Below are 17,114 nucleotides of genomic sequence, written 5' to 3' on the forward strand. Positions count from 1 at the left end.
CCAGCTGTGTCCGCGCATTTAAGAAGCAAAATTTTAAATAAAAATTTCCTGCCCGGAAAAGCAAGTATGGTAGGGGGGATCGAGTTAAGTAGTTTGGAAAAGCTGGTGACGGCAAGAGACGTGGGGTCTTTTATTCTTTTTATGGTAAATAGCCATATGGTTGAAGAAAATTTGGGAACACTGGAACAGAAATACCATGAAGCGGTTAACTTATGTGGCTACCCTTTTGTAATTAAAGAAGCATTAAGGAATATGATGGCAAGCCCGGCTGGGTTAGATAAGGACACAGGAGAGTTAAAACCCAAAGCACGGGAATTAATAGGGAAATTAGCGATTGATGGATATTTAGATAGTTTTGTCCAGGAAATTAAAGCTGAAGTTCAAGCTCCTCAAATATAGAGACGGTTTTTATTAATATAGGCGGCAATTTTTTCAGGAACGAGGTGGTTAATGGTTAGGCCGGCTTGGAGGCGTTTGCGGACAATGGTAGAGGAAATATTGGTAATGACTTGTAAAGGATGTTCCAGAGTTTTCATGTTGGGATAAAGCGGCTGAAAAGTAAAGCCGGCGCGGGGGTAGATGTAAAAAGTCATGAGTTTTAATAATTTCTGCCAGTCATTCCAGAGGTCAAAAGTTTTTAACTGGTCCGAGCCCATCAGGAAAGAAAATTGGTGCTGCGGATAAGTCTTTTTTAAAAATTTAACCGAGTCAATGGTTTGTCCGGACATTTTTTTATCGATTTCGCAGGTTTGGACTTTAATGCGGTCCGTGGCTAATAATTTTGCCATGGCGAGGCGGAAATTGACCGGAGCTAAATCGTTATTTTTGACAAAAGTGTGCTGGTAGGTGGGCAGAAGCCAAATTTCATTTAAGTTTGGGATTAAGTCAAAAGTCTGGGTTAAAACAATTTCGTGGCCGAGGTGCGGTGGGTTGAAACTGCCGCCGAAAAGAGTTATATTCATGTCTTATTGTAACAGAAAAGGAGACATATGGCTGAAAAAGCCCCGATTCCCGTAGTAGGATTTGATTGCGGGAAATTCCCAAGAGATTTATTAGAACAGTTTGGAGAGACAGCTGAAAGTATCCAGGTGAATATATTAAAGTTAGCAGGTTTAATGATCGTGAATGAACGATGTAGGAAAATTTTTGAAGAAGAGATTGGTAGGCCAATAACCGAGTATTTTAAAGAAATTGCCGATAACCCGCTTGAAACTGTTTCCAAGTAATTGGCTGTTTAGCTTCAAGCTGGAGCAAATTTTTGGGTAGAAGCTTTAAGGTTTTTTTATTGGGCATAGTAGTCCAGACACCCGGCCAGGGGAAAAGCGCGCGGATTTTACGGTCTAGGGTTGGGGATTGGCGGGATTTTTTAAATTCTTCCCAAGAGATAAAGCCGTCTTGTTTGGTAAATTTACGGGTGAAGGTGGCTTGCGATTCGTCTTGTTTTTTTTGAGTAATTTTATTGTTCAAATAAGCAGGGAGGATGTTAACTAAAAGGTTCGCACCTTTAGTAAAACAGCGTTTCAGTAAATCCGGGGTGGTGTCGTCAGGTAAAATCGGTACTTTTTCCTGGGCGACAATCGGACCGGCGTCAAACTGATCAGTCATTTGAATAATGGAAATCCCCGATTCGGTTTCTCCTTTTAAGATTTGGCAAGGAACAGGCGTGGAGCCGCGGTAACGGGGCAAAAGCGAGGGGTGGAGATTGAGACCAGCGCTCTTTAGTTTTTGGCCATAGTCGGCGCTGATAACCAGATTGGTTTTGTCCGGCTGGTCAACAAGAGTATAGCCGGCCTGGATTAGGGCTTTTTTAACAATAGCCGAGTTGGCTGAAGAACCGAAGAAAAGAATAGAAATTGGCGGCATAGATACAGTATAATAGGAGTATGCCGTTAGGAAAACAACAATTAGCGAGCTGGCTGGACGAACATCGGGGTTTATGGTGGTGGGTGGCAGATGTGACGAAACTATCTGATGAAAGTATTCTTGAGGGAGTAATGAATTACGGCGACTGGGCAGATTTTTTACAGCTAAAAAAATGGTGGGGGTTAGATAAAATCCGTCTGTTATTTGAAAAAATGACCACCCAGAGGCGGGTTAATTTGCGGCCGCCTGTCCGGGTTTTGTTTAATGATTATTTAACTTTTCATGCTGACTAAAATTTTAACAAAAAATCAGCAGGAATTACTGCCTTTAATCAGCCAATTCTCTCCGCAGTTTTATTTGGTTGGCGGAACGGCGTTGACGCTGCAGTTGGGCCATCGGCGGTCGATTGATTTTGATCTGTTTTCAGAGAAAGATTTTAGAAATGACCTGATTATTAAAAAAATTAACCGGTATTATCCGATCAGCCAAACTTATATTAATAGTAAAGATGAATTAACAGTTAAGGTAAATCAGGTAAAAATGAGTTGGTATAATTTTCCTTTCGTTGTACCGCACGAAGTTAGTTGCGAAAAAATCATCACCATGCCGGATGTATTAACGATCTCTGCCATGAAAGTTTATGCCTTGGGCCAGCGGGCGAAATGGAAGGATTACGTGGACTTGTATTTTATTTTCAGAAAATATTCGTTAGTAGAAGTTGTCAATCGGGCGAGTCAGTTATTTCCTAATCATATTAATGAACGTTTGCTGCGGGAGCAACTGGATTATTTTGCGGATGTTGATTATTCCGAAGATATAGAATACCTGCCGGGAATGGCGGTGAAAGATGAGATTATCAAAGAGGAGTTAAAAAAAATTGCAGTCAGTTAAAACGGATTTTTAACTGGTTTGAGGTGGTCGCGGCCGGAGCCGAAATAAAGCTGTTCATCTGACTTTTTAATATAATCAATAAATAAGATGCCGTTTAGGTGGTCGAGTTCGTGCTGAAAGTAAATCGAGTAAGGGGCGGTCAGGCGGACTGTTTTTGTCAGACTGCTGAGAGTTTGGTAGGAAACTTTAATTTTTACCGGCCGGTCAACAAAGCCGTAGTAACCGGGGAAAGACAGACAACCTTCAAGAAATTGGTCGTTTTTGGGTAAAGACGAAAGCATTTTTTTTGAAGATTTTAAAATCTGGGGATTAATAATTACTTCAATTTTTTTAGTAGGGAACATCATGACAAAGACACGCCAAAGAGAGCCGATTTGGTTGGCGGCCAGGCCGACGCCGAGCGGTTCCCGGGGATCGGGAATAACCGTGGCCAGCAAATTTTTGGCCAGCTCGCGAATTTCTTCGTTAATAGTTTTGACAGGTTTAGCGGTTTGGCGCAGGATGGGGTTAGGGTAATTTAATATCATAATTAGGTTTTAATTCCAGGGCTTGCTGAAGAGCTTGTTTAGCCAGTTGAGTTTGGTTTATTTGCTCATAAATCAGGCCTAAATTATAGTAAAGCTTGGCATCGGTGGGGGCCAGATAAATGGCTTTTTGAAGAGATTCGACAACATTTTGAGTATATTTTGTATCCAAGCTGCTTAAAAGCAGAAAAACTTTAATCCGGGATTTCCAGTAATTTAAGTGGACAGGGTTGGCTTGAATCACCTGGTCAGATTGGCTAATGGCCTCTTTAAGATAAAGGCCGCTTAATTTGGCGGCTTCGGTGGAGACCTGAGGGTTAGAGATTTGTCCGGAATAAAGATAAGCTAATTTAGCCAGGCTTTCGCTGTAGTCGTTCCGAAAAAGCGGTTCATTGGGTGAGAGGTCCACGGCCTGTTTTAAAGTTTGCGCGGCGCGGGGGATTTGGTTGGCATTGAGTAAATTGTGGCCTAAATTAAAAATTTTGTCGGCGCGCCAGAGATTAATAATAAAGATTAAAGAATAAAGATTAAGGAATAAAATAGTAATGATAAAAAGAGATTGCCATTTGTTTAGAGAATAATTTGAATTTTTTGATATTGTTAGCCTAGGAGTTTGAAAGTTAACGGCGAAGGCGGGAAATAAGAAGAAAAATAAAGCGACCGGGACGACGGAAAAGCCAAAAAAATTGGTGATTAAAATAGAAATAAAGCCTAAAAGAAGGGCAATAGCGTTTAGGGAGTAGGGCCTAGATAAAATCCAGATTAAAACCCAGAAGATAAATAATAAATAGGTGCCGAGGCCGAAAGCGCCGGTGGTAGCGAGATAGTTGACATATTCGTTATGGGCCTTGTTGTACAAGAAATCCCATTCGGAGAGCAGATTGTGGGCCGCGGGACGGAAGTTGTAATAAGAATAAGCGAAAGTCTCCACGCCGGAGCCAAAAACCGGATAGTGCTTCCAGACATCAAAGGCTCCCTGCCAGACGACGCGGCGGATTAACAAGGAAGAGGAACCGCCGAGCCGGGTGAGATTTTCCTCATTAATCAATTGGAGTGTTTTTTGATTATTGACGGCTAGCGGTGAAGACAGTAAATAATAACTGCCTCCGGTCAGTAAGGCGGCGATTAGAATAATTTTTAACAATCGTTTTTTGACTAGAAAAAAAACAAAGATTAAAAAAAGAGTAATTAAGGTAGCCCCCAAGCCGGACTGGCTTTTGGTGAAGTAAATGGTAAGTAAAAAAATTGGGGCGAGCCAGCGGGATAAAGGCACCAGAGCAATCAGGTAGGCGGCGAGCCAGTTAGGTTGGCCTAAGGTCGAAAAGACCCGGCTTTGGACATCCTGGACCCAAATAGTTTTATCAATCCCGAAATGTTCGGCGATAGCGTAAAGAGAAACAATCACAGCGGTTGATAAAATTACTTTTAAGCTTTTTTTAACCGAAATATTATTAGAAACAAAGGCAAAATAAAGAGTGAGATAACAGATGGTGGATATCAAACCGCCGTGAAAGCGGGAATAGTAGCCCCAGAGTGAGGTGTGGACGTCAATCGAAAAAACCGTCGAAAGAATTTGGGAGAGTAAAAATAAAACTAAAGGAATGTCAAACGGCGTCCGGCTGATGAGAATTTTTTTATTAACAATCATTTTAATAATCCAAGCTGAGGCAATAATTACCGTTAAGAAATAAACCGTAAGCATTTTATTAAATTCAAACAGCTCGTAGTTGTAAGGGGTGAGAATCAGGGGAACGATGATAAATAAGGCGTAAAAAGAGAATTCGATGACTTTTGAACAGATTTTATTGAGGTTCATAAGCAAAGTATAACATGATAGAATAAAATTCATGTTAGATAAATTGTTCGGACTTTTCAGTTATGATTTAGCGATTGATTTAGGGACGGCGAACACAGTGATTTTGGTGTTAGGTAAAGGGGTGGTGGTGAGGGAACCGACGGTGATTGCCAAAAGAAAAAAAACCAAAGAATTATTAGCAGTGGGTTCTGAAGCCAAAAAAATGTTAGGGAAAAATCCGGCAGGGATTGAGGTAATTAAGCCTTTGGAAGACGGGGTAATTGCCGATTTCGATGCTACCCGGGAAATGCTGAAGCACTATTTTGAGGAAATCCACCAGCACGTGGGTTTGATGCCTAAGTTGGCGCGGCCGAAAGTATTAATCGGTATTCCGGCCGGAGTGACTGAAGTAGAAAAGCGGGCGGTGCAGGAGGCGGCGTTGTCCGCCGGCGCCCGAGAAGCATTGTTGGTGGAAGAACCGTTGGCATCGGCGATCGGCGTGGGTTTAAAAATTGACCGGGCGGAAGGACGGTTAATTGTGGACATTGGCGGCGGCACGACAGAAATTGCCGTGATTTCGTTAAACGGAATTGTGCTTAATAAATCACTGCGTTTGGCCGGGGAAGAAATGAATGAAGCCATTATTAAGTCGGTCCGGCTAAAACACGGGATGTTACTGGGAGAGACAACGGCGGAAGATGTGAAGATTAACATTGGTTCGGCAATCCCCTTTGAAAAAGAAAAAAGTTTTGTGGTGCGCGGCCGGGATATGGAAAAAGGCTTACCGCGGTCGTTAAAATTAAAAAGCAGTGAAGTTCGGGAAACCATCGCGCCGGTAGTTCAGGAAATTATTGGGGCCATTGCTCAGACAATTGAAGAAACACCGCCGGAGCTGGTGGCAGATATTTTAAAACACGGGATTATTATGGCCGGGGGCGGGAGCAAACTTTATGGTATTGACAAGGTGGTGACGGAAATTACCAAAATGCCGGTTTGGGTGGCGGAAGAACCTCAGGATGCGGTGGTGAAAGGCTGTGCCAAGCTTTTGGCGGATGGAAAACTTTTAAGTGAGCTTAGGGTGCGAAGGGGGCTAAGATGAGTTTCATGCCTTGCTGGTGACGTTGGCGCAAGTCACTAATTGTGTTTTTCAGCGAAGGTTGCCGGGGAACTTCCAGTTGGTAGATTTGAGCGTCGGGCGAGCCGGCGGATTGAACCGGCGGCAGTTTCGATGGGACAATTAAAATCGGAAATAAAATATAAATTAAAGCTAGGGTAAGAATGAAGACGAGGGAGTGCCAAAGAATGCGGACAGACATACAATAGTTATACAATAATGATAAATATATGTCCAGATTAACTTGGTTTTACTGTTTGTTAATTCTTTCAACCGGGATTTTGGGAGTCCGGTTAGTTTATTTACAAATTTTTGAAGGGAAATATTACCAAATTCTGGCGGATGAAAATCGGGTGAAGCAGAAGATTTTAGCGGCAACAAGAGGAGAAATTTTTGACCGGTACGGGGAAAAATTAACAGTGAGTGAAGCGACTGGGCATGTTTTAGGTTATACGGGCGAAGCAGATGAGCAGGAAGCGGAGCAATTTTATTTGGGGGCAATTGTGGGTAAGACTGGCTTGCAAAAGCAGTATGACCAAAAATTAAGAGGAACTGACGGTTTTTCGATTGTGGAGCAGGATGCCAACGCGCAGGAATTAAGAGAATTAAAAAGAATTGAGCCGACCACGGGGGAAGATTTAAAGACGACTTTGGATGCCGGTTTGCAGAAAAAAGCCTATGAATTATTAAATCACCGGAGAGGGGCGGTGGTGGTCAGCGACCCGAACACCGGAGAAATTTTGGCGTTGGTTTCCAGTCCCGGGTTTGACCCGAAGAATTTAGGAAAATATTTAAACGATAAAAATCTAGCGATGTTTAATCGAGCCTTAGGGGGTGAATATCCGCCGGGTTCAACTTTTAAGGTAATTACGGCTGTCGGGGCTTTGGAAGAAGGGGCAATTGACGGCCAAACACAAATTGAGGATACCGGGGAAATCGTCATCGGTCCCTACCGTTACACTAACTGGTATTTTACCCAATACGGGAAAAAAGAAGGATGGATAAATATTGTTAAAGCGTTAGCGCGGAGTAACGACGTCTTTTTTTACCAATTGGGAGAAAAACTAGGGATAGCCAAAATGGCGGATTGGGCCAAGTATTTTGGTTTCGGAACGGAGACGGGGGTGGATTTGGCCGGTGAAGCCAAAGGGTTAATGCCGGACCCGGTCTGGAAAAAAGAAGTGATGAAAGAAGATTGGTATACCGGGGACACGTTTATCACCGCGATCGGGCAAGGACATGTGTTGACCACACCACTACAGATTAACCAAATGATGAGCATAGTTGCCGCAAAAGGAAACTTATGCCGGCCAACACTGACTAAAGACAGGATTGATTGTAAAAAGTTAGATATTAGTCAAAAGACGATTAATTTAGTGACGGAAGGGTTGAAACAGGTGTGCGAGACCGGGGGGACAGCCTGGCCGTTTTTTGATTACAAAGTTAAAGTGGCGGGAAAAACCGGGACGGCGGAGTTTGGGCCTGGCGTTAAATCGGAACCAGCCCAGACGCACGCTTGGTTTACGGGTTTTGCACCTATAGACAAACCTCAAATTACGGTGACGGTGTTACTGGAAGGAGCGGGTGAAGGGTCATATCAGGCGGCGCCGGTGGCCAAAGATCTGTTAAGCTATTGGTTTGAAAGGCAGTAAAGAATGGATCAAAATGAGCTCAAATATTGGGTGGGATTAAGCGGATTCAGGGGTTTGGGAATAAAACGGTTAAAGTTATTAAGGCAGTATTTTGGCTCAATCAAAAAAATTTATGAGGCGAATTCAACAGGTTGGATAAAATTAGGGATTAAACCAGAAATGGCTAAGAATTGGCAAAAAAGGGACTTGGATAAAGAGATGGAGGTGTTGGCAAAGAGTTTGATTAAAGTTATTACGATTGAAGATAAAAGATACCCAAAATTATTAAAAGAGATTGATTCTCCGCCATTTGTTTTATTTGTTAAAGGACAGATTGAAGTTTTAAACCAACCTAGTTTGGCGGTCGTGGGGACCCGGCAACCGACGACTTACGGCTGTCAGGCGGTACAAAAATTAGTGCAAGATTTGGTCAAAAATAAATTGGTAATTATTTCCGGTTTGGCCCGGGGAATCGACGGCTTAGTCCACCGAAATTGTTTGGTCTGGGGCGGGAAAACTGTGGCCGTTTTAGGTCATGGGTTAGAACGGGTTTACCCGCCTGAAAATCGGCCTTTGTCCGAGGAAATTGTGGCTAAGGGGGGTGCCTTAGTGACAGAATACCCGCTGAATTTTCCTATCAGCAAAACTAATTTCCCTCAAAGAGACAGAATTATGGCCGGATTAAGTTTGGGGACATTAGTGATTGAGGGTGGAGAAAAATCCGGAACAAAAATTACCGCCAATTTTGCGGCCGATTACGGCCGCGAGGTGTTTTGTGTGCCTGGACCGATTGGTAGTCCGCAATCTGAAGGGCCGGCGCAACTCATTCAACAAGGGGCAAAGTTGGTAACGAAAGTAGAGGATATTTTGGAAGAGCTTAATTTGATTTAGTCCATTTGCAGTCCGGAATCCCATCCGGTTTTGAAAAATCTTTTTGAGAAAGATTGTAAATATCTACCTTAAGACAGTCACTTTCATTGTCTTTATTAAGACATTCCTGGGAATAGGTTTGTTCAGCAGATAATTCGGGGGTTTGTATCACCTCGTAGGTAGGTTTACAAACCGCTTTTTCTGATTCAGTAAATTTAAAGGTGGAGAGAATCTGGTCAAACTTTATCGTTAAATCATTTGGTGTTTTTATGTTGTCATATGGTCCGAGCATAAATCTATATATTAAACCGTTGGGATCCTTATAAATATAATTTAAAGTAAGGTACATGTCTGCCACAATGTATTTTTCAAAATTATATCCGTTGATTTTTTCCGTACCTAAAGATTGAGTACTTTCGTATTTGGTCCAGGTATCAAAATTACTCTGCGGATCGAGGGATATTTGAATATAATAGTTAAATTTTTCCGGGGTATCAGTATCGGAAACCATGAAACTTTCGACATTAGTTTTGATTGTCGTAAAAGTCGGCTGGCTTGTCACGGTATATTCCGAGGGATATTTAAATGAGAATTGGTTGGAGGAGTTAGTATATTTTTTCCAGTCGGCTGTGGGGTCGAGCGAGGGGCTGGGAGAAGGTTTAACGAGAAGAGAAACGGGTGATTGCAAAACGGCGATTTGTTTTTGCAGCTGGAGGTTTTGATAAAAGAGGAAAGCAGAGGTTAAACTTGACAGACAGATTAAAATTATTAGGACTTGCTTAAACTTGTCCATACTATTTATAGTATATCAAATATGAAATTGATTGTGGTGGAGTCACCGACTAAGGCGCGGACACTGGCTAAGTTTTTAGGCGGGGAGTTTACGATTGAGGCCTCGATGGGGCACGTGCGGGATTTGCCCCAGAAAAATTTAGGGGTGGATGTGGAGCATGATTTTAAACCGGAATATGTGATTGTCAAGGGGAAAACAGCGGTGGTAAAAAAATTAAAAGAGCTGGCGAAAAAGTCTGACAGGGTGATTTTGGCAACCGATCCGGACCGGGAAGGAGAAGCGATCGCCTGGCATGTGCAATATTTGCTTAAAGGAAAAAATAAGTTCTCGCGAATTGTGTTTCATGAGATTACCAAAACAGCGATTGAAGCGGCGTTAAAAAATCCGGGCGAGGTGGATTTAAAGTTGGTGGATGCCCAGCTGGGCCGAAGAATTTTAGACAGATTGGTGGGTTATAAACTGTCGCCGATTTTATGGCAGAAGGTGCGCAGGGGGCTGTCGGCCGGCCGGGTGCAAAGCGTAGCCGTGCGGTTGATTGTCGAGCGGGAGGAAGAAATTAAGGTGTTTAAGCCGGAGGCTTTTTGGGTGGTGGGGGCAGTCTTAGGCAAAGACAAAGAAGAGTTTGAGGCTTATTTAAATAAAATTACGGATGAGATGAAGGCTAAAGCGGCGGCCGCGGTTTTGGCTAAAGCTAGCTATCAGGTGAAAAATGTGGAAACTAAAGAAGTTAGGCAGTGGCCGTTGCCGCCATTTATCACTTCAACCCTGCAGCGGTCAGCAGGAAATCGGCTGAAGTGGAGTGCCAAAAAAACCATGCGTCAGGCACAGCAGTTATATGAACAAGGCTTAATTACTTACCACCGGACAGACAGTGTTAATTTGGCCATGGAAGCAGTCGGTAAGGCTAGGGATTTTATCGGGAAAAAATTTGGGGGAGAATATTTACCGGAAAAGCCGATTGGTTATAAAAGCGGTTCCAAGAATGTCCAGGGGGCGCACGAAGCCATCCGGCCGACGGATATGACAAGAGAAATAGTGGAGGACCAGTCAGCGAACCGATTGTACCGTTTAATCTGGGAAAGATTTGTGGCTTGTCAGATGAAGCCGGTGCTTGTGGAAAAGACGACAGTAACCGTTAGCGCAGCTGACTACGAATTAAAAGCCGAAGGCGAGCGGTTAGTGTTTGATGGTTGGTGGAAAGTTGATAAAAGATTAATGATTAAAGATTTAAAATTACCGGAGTTAAAACAGAGAGATCAATTAGATTTAATTAAGGTTTTGTCAGAACAAAAACTGACTCAACCGCCGGCCAGATACACTGAGGCGAGTTTAATCAAAGTGTTGGAGCAAAAAGGGATTGGCCGGCCATCTACCTATGCGCCGATTCTGTCAACCATTCAGGACAGATTTTACGTGGAGAAAAAGGAACAGAAATTAATACCGACGAGTATTGGTACGACGGTGACGAAATTTTTAATGGAATATTTCCCGAAGATTATGGACTATGAATTTACGGCCAAAATGGAAGGGGATTTGGATGAAATCGCCCAGGGTAAACAAAGTTCACAAGAATTACTCAAAAACTTTTATTCAGATTTTGACAGTAATCTAATTAAAGTTAAAGAAAAAGCCAAAAGAGCCAAAATTGAGGTGGAGACAACGGGGGAAAAGTGTCCTGAGTGCAAAGAAGGTGACGTGGTTATCCGCACCGGCAGGTTTGGCAAGTTTTTCAGCTGTTCGCGGTTTCCGGAATGCAAATACACTAAACAGTACAAAGAAATTATTCAGGGAGTGAAATGTCCCGAGTGCGGCGGCGAGGTGGTGGTCAGGAAAACCCGGCGGGGAAAACAGTTTTACGGCTGTGGAAATTACCCCAAGTGCAAGTGGATGAGTTGGAATAAACCAAAGAGCCTGCAAGGAGTCTCCTCGCAGGCAGTTATTGTATAATATGGCTTAATTTAGAAATCTCCTGCCTGGAAAGATTTTTTATGCCGTCGTTGCCGGAAATAGCAAAAAAACTTGGAGTTGGTGTTAGTGATTTTTGGGACGTTAATTCAACAGTGAGGGAATATAGAAACGTGACTGATTCTAGAAAGCGGCTAAAACTTTTGGCTTTTTATGAACGTCCGGGCTGGAAAAATTTCATGTATCGTATTGCCGCTAAATTGCGGCAGGAATGGGATATGCCGTCAGACAGTCTGCGACAAGAAATTATCACTCAGGGCTTTATTGACCGCAACGTTAATAAGTGGGAAGGGGTTGATAAGGAATGGCAGCCGTTAATCTGGGAGTTTCTTGGTACAAAGGCGAAAGCCAGCTTAAGGGAGGTAGAGATAAATTTGCATAAGCAATGGGAAGAGGGTCAACCGGTTGTTCAAGGACTGATTGGCGGTTACGGCAGTCAGGCGCTTGGCGGGACAATAGATAGTCTGGCAGGAGAAATGGGGTTAGCAGGAATCAGACATGATCAGTCCCAGGCAGAAAAAATTGCCAGGTTCATGGACCCGTATCCCTATTTGGTGGTGGCTGGGTGTTTTAAAGCCGGCCTGAAGTTATGCCGTGAAGAAAATATTCCCATTAAAACTGGAGTTCAGTGGGGAATAAGGTTTGGCTTTATTAAGCGGAACACCTTTGACTTTGCCAGAGAACAAGATGACAACAGGAGAGGAGAGATTTTCAGTTGGTTTAAAGATAAGGCACAGACAGATCAGACTTTAGGGATATTGACGGAGGAATTAGAGGTAGCCTGGGCGTGTGCCGGTGCCAAAAAATTAGCCTAAACTAAAATCACCTTCAAGGATAATCCCTGTAGGTTTAGTTTGATATAGTAAGTTCTGGTTGAAGAAAGGGAAATTTTTTGGGATATTGGTCAAGAATATGGAAAATGATTGGCAGGTGAAAAAAAGAAGCGGAGAAATCCAGGTTTATGTCGCCAGTAAAATTAGCCACTCAATTTTTCGGGCGCAACAGAATATTAATAAAGAGGATCAAATCAAAGCTTCCAAAATCGGTCAACTGGTCAGAGAAGAATTAAAGCAAAAATTTGAGAAGGAAAAGATTTTAGGCACGGATGAAATCGGCGATGTGGTCGAGCGGGTGTTAATTGATCAAAAGCTTTACGATGTGGCCCGGGCGTTTATTATCGCCAGAGAGAAACAGCGCCAGGAGGCCAAAGCGGAAAAAGGTTTGGGGGTCATTGACGATATCGGACTGCCTTACAACTCGATTTTGGTGATGAAGAATAAGTATTTATTAAAAAATGAAACTCCGAAGGGTTGTTTCAAGAGGGTGGCTAAAGCGTTGGCAAAAGCGGAGAAAACAGAGAAAAAGCGGGCATTTTGGGAGGATAAATTTTTGGAAATAATGAGCAGTTTAAGGTTTTTGCCGGGCGGCCGAACTTTAGCTAATGCCGGAACGACTAATAATCAACTGGCTAACTGCTTTGTGATGCCGATGCCTGATTCGGTGGAAGGCATTTTTGAGAGTATTAAAGAATCGTCGATTTTGAAAAAAAACGGCGGCGGTGTCGGTTTTTCTTTTTCCCATATCCGCCCCAAGGGAGATAAGGTTGCCGGGACTTCCGGTAAAGCGGCTGGGCCGGTGGCTTTTATGAGAATTATCAACGAAGCCAGTGAGATTTTACAGCAGGCCGGGGGTCGGCGCAGCGGCAACATGGTGATTTTGCACATTACTCATCCGGATATTTTGGAATTTATTACCTGTAAAGAAGACGAAGGGCAGTTAAATAATATTAATTTTTCTCTGGGTATTACTGATAAATTTATGGTGGCGGTTAAGAAAGACAGGCCTTGGAATCTGATTAATCCGCATACCGGTACTGTAGCTAACAAGGTTTCGGCCCGCTCAATTTTTGAACTAGCTGCCTCTTATGCGTGGAAAAACGGTGATCCGGGAATGATTTTTCTGGATAGGATTAACCGGGATAACCCGACGCCTCAGGCTGGAGTTTTGGAAGCAGTCAATTTATGCGGTGAACAACCGTTGTTGGCTTATGAGGCCTGTAATTTAGGGAGTGTAAATTTGGCAAGGCACGTAAAGGTTGACCCCACTTCTCCGACCAGCCGGCGGATTCGTGGGGTGGACTGGTCTAAATTAAAAGAAACAGTCGAGGTTGGCGTTAGGCTGTTAGACAACGTCGTATCAATTTGTAAGTATCCTTTAAAGAAAGTTGAGCAAGTGGTGAGAGCTAACCGTAAAATCGGTTTAGGAGTGATGGGTTGGGCGGATATGCTGGCGAAATTGAACATTCCTTATAATAGTCAGGAGGCTTTAAGGCTGGCGGGGAAATTAATGAAGTTTATTCAAGAGACTACTTGGCAAGTTTCCGAAAGTTTAGGTAAAGAAAAAGGCAGTTTTCCAAATTTTGAAACGAGTATTTGGCCAAAGCGAAGTTTTAAATCTTTTAGAAATGCGACTTTAATTACGATTGCTCCGACCGGATCAATTTCCATGCTGGCGAATTGCAGTTACGGAATAGAACCGCATTTTGCCAACGCTTTTTATAAAGAGGCTTTGGGTGGGGTTCGATTACCGGAAATCAATAAAGATTTATTAGCTAAATTAAGAACAGAGGGATTAGATATGAGCAATGGTTTAATTGATCAAATTAGTAATAATGGTACACTTCAATTAATTAAAGAAATCCCTGAAAAAATTAAAAAAATATTTTTAACGGCACATGAGTTGGAATTTGAAGATCATATTAAAATGCAGGCGGCCTGGCAAAAATATACAGATAATGCCGTGTCTAAAACAATTAATATGCGTAGTGACGCGCGGATTGAAGATGTGGTTAAAGCTTACATATTAGCTTGGGAGTTGGGGTGCAAGGGAATCACGGTTTACCGGGACCAAAGCCGGAAAGAACAAGTACTAAACGTTGGATACAGCAAAAGATTAAAGATTAATGATGAAAGATTAACGAGAAATCAGAAATCAGAAAAATGTCCCCAGTGCGGGACTAAAATGTTAAAAACAGAAGGGTGTGCGACCTGTCCCAATTGTGCTTTCTCTGTTTGCAGTTTATGAAATCAAGAGGACAATTAGTGGTTAGGTTTGGGCCGATGTGGTCAGATAAAACCAGTTGGTTAATCCGACAATACGGTAAAGGGAAAGGGGTGGTGGCTTTTAAGCCGACCTTAGACAAACGTTACACTAATAGAGCGGTATTAAAGAGCCATCATGGTCGAGAAGTAGCGGCAAGTTTTATTGATAGCCGGCAACCGGACTTAATTCTTAAAAAAGCGTTAAATAAAAAAACGGTTAAAGTGTTGATTGACGAAGTTAATTTTTTTGATGAACAGCTAGTAGGGGTGGTAAAAGAACTTTTAAGTCATCAGGTTGATGTTTATGCTGCCGGACTATTACTGGATTCTGAGAGGCGGCCGTTCGGCGCTACGCCGCAACTATTGTCTTTGGCGGATGAAGTAGTGGAAGGGTTTGCTCATTGTGATTATTTTAAGAATGGCCTTAGATGTGAGAAACGAGCCAAATACACATACGCTAAATTCAAAAAAGAAAAGCAACTGGTGGTGGGTGCGGCCAGTCTTTATGGGGCGAGCTGTGAAGATCATTATGAAGAGTTGCAGCAACTGGGCGGCCAGTCTTTAAGCTGGTTTGAGCGGGTGAAAGAAAGCAGTTACGGTAAATTAATTCAGTCGCCACCGGCGTGGTTAAAAACCGTTTCTTTGCCTTACCAAAGACGGCCTTTAGAGATAAAGCGGCGTTACCCCAGAATTGAAATCGGTTCAGATAGCATGCGGATCGGCAAAACCACGGCGGCCCAGGTTTTAGCTGAAGGTTTTAAAAAATTAAAATTGCCGGTGGAACTGTCATTGGAAGATTGGCCGAATAACCCGTATTTAAAGAAAAGTTACAGTGATCCGTCCAGGGGATTATTACAGTCGCAAAAATGGTTTATTAAAAGAAAACATGAACAGTTGTGGAAGGCGGATAAAAACTCAATTTGGATTCAAGATGTGCATCCGGAAATGGATTTTGGCTATGCTTTTACCAATACGCTTTTGAAACGGATGTCGGGGAAGCATTTTGCCGAGTATATTAAATATTTTAATACCTTTAATTGGTTAAAGGCGCCGGCGCCGGATTTATTAATTTATTTAACGGCCAGCGATGAAGTGTTAATTAACCGGGCGAAAAAGACGAAAAGAAAATTTGAGCGGGTGGCCAGCAAATACTTTTTATTAATGAAAGCGGTTAATCGGATTTGGGTTTTAGGGACGGATTATATTAATGTATTAATGATTGATACTGACCACTTTAATTATTCAAAGAATGGAAAAGCCCAAAATGAATTAACGGAAAGGGTAGTAAAAACCTTAAAACATTTAGGGTGGAAATTATGAGTTTGATTGTTTTTGAGGGCATCGACGGTTCGGGGAAATCGACCCAGGTACAAATGCTCTTTAATTATTTAAAGAGCAAAAAAGTTAAGGTCGAAAAGTTGGATTTTCCCCGCTATGATTGTTTTTTCGGGAAAATAATCCATTTTATTTTGCATCAAAAATGGGGGAAAGAAATCAGTCCGTACTGGGTGGCGTGGCTCTTCGCGACTGACAGATTATTGGCAAAGAGAATGATTAATAATTGGCTGAAAGCGGGCAAGACGGTTTTAATTGATCGGTATACCGGCTCCAGCCAAGCCCACCAGGGGGCGAAATTAAAAGGAAAAGAAAGGGAGAAAATAATTAATTGGATTGAAAGGTTGGAAGATCAATGGTACGGATTGCCGAAGGCGGACGAGGTGTTTTGGTTAAAGATGCCGGCTCAAGTTACCAGCCAGTTAATCAGCGGCCGGAAACGGGAGAAAGATGAAGCAGAGAAAGACTTGGAACACCAGCGTCAGGCGTTTGAAATTTATCAGCAGTTGGCAAAAAGAAAAAAATGGCAGATAATTAATTCCCTGGATAAAAATAATCAACTTTTATCAGCGCAAAAAATTCATGAAGAAATTATCTCTCGACTTTGCTCGAGATTATAAACCAGAATTAATTAAACAAGCGATTGAAGCGTCGAAGAATTTTTACGCGCCGTATTCCAAGTATCAGGTCGGGGCGGCGTTATTAACTGTTGGCGGCGAGATTTTTTCCTCCTGTAATGTGGAAGTTTGTTCTTATGGTTTGACTGATTGTGCCGAGTCAAGTTTAATTTCTAAGGCAGTCAGCGAAGGTATGGTGAAAAAATACGGCCGGAAATTTATTAAAGCGGTAGCGATAGTGACTAAGAACGGCGGTATGTCCTGCGGCCGTTGCCGGCAGAGAATAGCCGAACATTGTGATGATTGTGAAATTATCAGCGGGAATTTAAAAGGTAAAATTTTAAAAATAACGAGTTTGAAAAAAATGTTGCCGGAAGCGTTTACGCCGACTTCGCTGGGGATAGAGTAATATCGATTTTGCCTTCAGGAGTGATCATTAGTTTTTTTGCTTCCAATAATTGCTTAAGGGCAACTTTTGATGCTCCAGGTGCCAAAGGCGTACCATTAGCTAATTGCTGTTGTCCGATTAATTCAGTGGCTTTAAAGGCGCTTTTGTTAAAAATTGTTACTGCTAGATTAGCGGCCCATTCTGGAATTTGTGGCATAGACTTTTTT

20 protein-coding genes are annotated in these 17,114 nt (G+C 42.5%); 13 read left to right on the top strand and 7 right to left on the bottom strand.

Going from position 1 to position 17,114, the window contains the following annotated elements:
* Positions 1-6: 6 nt before the first annotated feature.
* Positions 7-399, top strand: coding sequence for a hypothetical protein (locus NTZ93_04545; GenBank protein ID MCX6817105.1), 393 nt, complete (start codon positions 7-9; stop codon positions 397-399).
* Here NTZ93_04545 and nadD read toward each other — a convergent pair.
* Positions 390-962 carry a nicotinate (nicotinamide) nucleotide adenylyltransferase gene (nadD, locus tag NTZ93_04550; GenBank protein MCX6817106.1) on the bottom strand — a complete coding sequence of 191 codons (573 nt, stop codon included), beginning with the start codon at positions 960-962 and terminating at the stop codon, positions 390-392. The two genes, NTZ93_04545 and nadD, sit on opposite strands and share 10 nt — an antisense overlap.
* 27 nt (positions 963-989) lie before the next feature.
* On the opposite strand from nadD, the gene NTZ93_04555 reads away from it, so the two are divergent.
* The gene (locus NTZ93_04555) at positions 990-1,226 is read left to right on the top strand and encodes a hypothetical protein (protein MCX6817107.1); all 237 of its coding nucleotides are present in this window, start codon (positions 990-992) and stop codon (positions 1,224-1,226) included.
* Here NTZ93_04555 and NTZ93_04560 read toward each other — a convergent pair.
* Positions 1,183-1,863 (bottom strand): formyltransferase family protein, encoded by a 681-nt coding sequence (locus NTZ93_04560; GenBank protein MCX6817108.1) that lies wholly within the window; start codon positions 1,861-1,863, stop codon positions 1,183-1,185. The two genes, NTZ93_04555 and NTZ93_04560, sit on opposite strands and share 44 nt — an antisense overlap.
* 20 nt (positions 1,864-1,883) lie before the next feature.
* On the opposite strand from NTZ93_04560, the gene NTZ93_04565 reads away from it, so the two are divergent.
* On the top strand, positions 1,884-2,156 hold the full coding sequence (locus NTZ93_04565; protein MCX6817109.1) for a hypothetical protein: 273 nt from the start codon (positions 1,884-1,886) through the stop codon (positions 2,154-2,156).
* A complete protein-coding gene (locus NTZ93_04570; protein MCX6817110.1) occupies positions 2,146-2,754 on the top strand; it encodes a nucleotidyl transferase AbiEii/AbiGii toxin family protein in 609 nt (202 codons plus the stop codon). The genes NTZ93_04565 and NTZ93_04570 overlap by 11 nt, the downstream gene beginning before the upstream one ends.
* Here NTZ93_04570 and def read toward each other — a convergent pair.
* Both def and NTZ93_04580 read right to left on the bottom strand, forming a co-directional pair.
* A complete protein-coding gene (def, locus tag NTZ93_04575) occupies positions 2,751-3,281 on the bottom strand; it encodes a peptide deformylase (GenBank protein MCX6817111.1) in 531 nt (176 codons plus the stop codon). The two genes, NTZ93_04570 and def, sit on opposite strands and share 4 nt — an antisense overlap.
* Positions 3,262-5,094 (bottom strand): O-antigen ligase family protein, encoded by a 1,833-nt coding sequence (locus NTZ93_04580; GenBank protein MCX6817112.1) that lies wholly within the window; start codon positions 5,092-5,094, stop codon positions 3,262-3,264. The genes def and NTZ93_04580 overlap by 20 nt, the downstream gene beginning before the upstream one ends.
* 31 nt (positions 5,095-5,125) lie before the next feature.
* On the opposite strand from NTZ93_04580, the gene NTZ93_04585 reads away from it, so the two are divergent.
* Positions 5,126-6,172, top strand: a complete 1,047-nt coding sequence (locus tag NTZ93_04585; protein ID MCX6817113.1) for a rod shape-determining protein — start codon at positions 5,126-5,128, stop codon at positions 6,170-6,172.
* On the opposite strand, the gene NTZ93_04590 is transcribed toward NTZ93_04585, so the two are convergent.
* On the bottom strand, positions 6,147-6,389 hold the full coding sequence (locus NTZ93_04590; GenBank protein ID MCX6817114.1) for a hypothetical protein: 243 nt from the start codon (positions 6,387-6,389) through the stop codon (positions 6,147-6,149). The genes NTZ93_04585 and NTZ93_04590 overlap by 26 nt on opposite strands.
* Positions 6,390-6,417: 28 nt before the next feature.
* On the opposite strand from NTZ93_04590, the gene NTZ93_04595 reads away from it, so the two are divergent.
* Both NTZ93_04595 and dprA read left to right on the top strand, forming a co-directional pair.
* Positions 6,418-7,839, top strand: coding sequence for a penicillin-binding transpeptidase domain-containing protein (locus tag NTZ93_04595; GenBank protein ID MCX6817115.1), 1,422 nt, complete (start codon positions 6,418-6,420; stop codon positions 7,837-7,839).
* 3 nt (positions 7,840-7,842) lie between these two features.
* Positions 7,843-8,709: a DNA-processing protein DprA gene (gene dprA / locus NTZ93_04600; GenBank protein MCX6817116.1), complete on the top strand. Its 867-nt coding sequence runs from the start codon at positions 7,843-7,845 to the stop codon at positions 8,707-8,709.
* On the opposite strand, the gene NTZ93_04605 is transcribed toward dprA, so the two are convergent.
* Entirely contained in the window at positions 8,696-9,481 is a 786-nt protein-coding gene (locus tag NTZ93_04605) for a hypothetical protein (protein ID MCX6817117.1), read from the bottom strand. The two genes, dprA and NTZ93_04605, sit on opposite strands and share 14 nt — an antisense overlap.
* A 21-nt stretch (positions 9,482-9,502) precedes the next feature.
* On the opposite strand from NTZ93_04605, the gene topA reads away from it, so the two are divergent.
* The 6 genes from topA (at position 9,503) to NTZ93_04635 (ending at position 16,908) form a co-directional block, all read left to right on the top strand.
* Positions 9,503-11,428 (top strand): type I DNA topoisomerase, encoded by a 1,926-nt coding sequence (gene topA / locus NTZ93_04610; GenBank protein MCX6817118.1) that lies wholly within the window; start codon positions 9,503-9,505, stop codon positions 11,426-11,428.
* A 41-nt stretch (positions 11,429-11,469) separates the two neighbouring features.
* Positions 11,470-12,261, top strand: a complete 792-nt coding sequence (locus NTZ93_04615) for a hypothetical protein (GenBank protein ID MCX6817119.1) — start codon at positions 11,470-11,472, stop codon at positions 12,259-12,261.
* Between the two features lie 97 nt (positions 12,262-12,358).
* Entirely contained in the window at positions 12,359-14,530 is a 2,172-nt protein-coding gene (locus NTZ93_04620) for an adenosylcobalamin-dependent ribonucleoside-diphosphate reductase (GenBank protein MCX6817120.1), read from the top strand.
* A complete protein-coding gene (locus tag NTZ93_04625) occupies positions 14,527-15,867 on the top strand; it encodes a deoxynucleoside kinase (protein ID MCX6817121.1) in 1,341 nt (446 codons plus the stop codon). Before NTZ93_04620 ends, NTZ93_04625 begins: the two co-directional genes overlap by 4 nt.
* Positions 15,864-16,502: a dTMP kinase gene (gene tmk, locus NTZ93_04630; GenBank protein ID MCX6817122.1), complete on the top strand. Its 639-nt coding sequence runs from the start codon at positions 15,864-15,866 to the stop codon at positions 16,500-16,502. Before NTZ93_04625 ends, tmk begins: the two co-directional genes overlap by 4 nt.
* A complete protein-coding gene (locus NTZ93_04635) occupies positions 16,465-16,908 on the top strand; it encodes a cytidine deaminase (protein MCX6817123.1) in 444 nt (147 codons plus the stop codon). The genes tmk and NTZ93_04635 overlap by 38 nt, the downstream gene beginning before the upstream one ends.
* Here the strand turns inward: NTZ93_04635 and NTZ93_04640 are convergent.
* Positions 16,880-17,104, bottom strand: a complete 225-nt coding sequence (locus NTZ93_04640; GenBank protein ID MCX6817124.1) for a hypothetical protein — start codon at positions 17,102-17,104, stop codon at positions 16,880-16,882. The genes NTZ93_04635 and NTZ93_04640 overlap by 29 nt on opposite strands.
* Between the last annotated feature and the right edge of the window lie 10 nt (positions 17,105-17,114).

The sequence above is a fragment of the Candidatus Beckwithbacteria bacterium genome (assembly GCA_026397255.1).
Lineage (GTDB): Bacteria > Patescibacteriota > Microgenomatia > UBA1400 > CG1-02-47-37 > JAPLVF01.

Bases quoted from the DNA above. Each gene is read 5' to 3' on its own strand.
- nadD (MCX6817106.1), bottom strand. From the start codon at position 962: ATGAATATAACTCTTTTCGGCGGCAGTTTCAACCCACCGCACCTCGGC.
- NTZ93_04555 (MCX6817107.1), top strand. From the start codon at position 990: ATGGCTGAAAAAGCCCCGATTCCCGTAGTAGGATTTGATTGCGGGAAA.
- NTZ93_04560 (MCX6817108.1), bottom strand. From the start codon at position 1,863: ATGCCGCCAATTTCTATTCTTTTCTTCGGTTCTTCAGCCAACTCGGCT.
- NTZ93_04565 (MCX6817109.1), top strand. From the start codon at position 1,884: ATGCCGTTAGGAAAACAACAATTAGCGAGCTGGCTGGACGAACATCGG.
- NTZ93_04570 (MCX6817110.1), top strand. From the start codon at position 2,146: ATGCTGACTAAAATTTTAACAAAAAATCAGCAGGAATTACTGCCTTTA.
- def (MCX6817111.1), bottom strand. From the start codon at position 3,281: ATGATATTAAATTACCCTAACCCCATCCTGCGCCAAACCGCTAAACCT.
- NTZ93_04580 (MCX6817112.1), bottom strand. From the start codon at position 5,094: ATGAACCTCAATAAAATCTGTTCAAAAGTCATCGAATTCTCTTTTTAC.
- NTZ93_04585 (MCX6817113.1), top strand. From the start codon at position 5,126: ATGTTAGATAAATTGTTCGGACTTTTCAGTTATGATTTAGCGATTGAT.
- NTZ93_04590 (MCX6817114.1), bottom strand. From the start codon at position 6,389: ATGTCTGTCCGCATTCTTTGGCACTCCCTCGTCTTCATTCTTACCCTA.
- NTZ93_04595 (MCX6817115.1), top strand. From the start codon at position 6,418: ATGTCCAGATTAACTTGGTTTTACTGTTTGTTAATTCTTTCAACCGGG.
- dprA (MCX6817116.1), top strand. From the start codon at position 7,843: ATGGATCAAAATGAGCTCAAATATTGGGTGGGATTAAGCGGATTCAGG.
- NTZ93_04605 (MCX6817117.1), bottom strand. From the start codon at position 9,481: ATGGACAAGTTTAAGCAAGTCCTAATAATTTTAATCTGTCTGTCAAGT.
- topA (MCX6817118.1), top strand. From the start codon at position 9,503: ATGAAATTGATTGTGGTGGAGTCACCGACTAAGGCGCGGACACTGGCT.
- NTZ93_04615 (MCX6817119.1), top strand. From the start codon at position 11,470: ATGCCGTCGTTGCCGGAAATAGCAAAAAAACTTGGAGTTGGTGTTAGT.
- NTZ93_04620 (MCX6817120.1), top strand. From the start codon at position 12,359: ATGGAAAATGATTGGCAGGTGAAAAAAAGAAGCGGAGAAATCCAGGTT.
- NTZ93_04625 (MCX6817121.1), top strand. From the start codon at position 14,527: ATGAAATCAAGAGGACAATTAGTGGTTAGGTTTGGGCCGATGTGGTCA.
- tmk (MCX6817122.1), top strand. From the start codon at position 15,864: ATGAGTTTGATTGTTTTTGAGGGCATCGACGGTTCGGGGAAATCGACC.
- NTZ93_04635 (MCX6817123.1), top strand. From the start codon at position 16,465: ATGAAGAAATTATCTCTCGACTTTGCTCGAGATTATAAACCAGAATTA.
- NTZ93_04640 (MCX6817124.1), bottom strand. From the start codon at position 17,104: ATGCCACAAATTCCAGAATGGGCCGCTAATCTAGCAGTAACAATTTTT.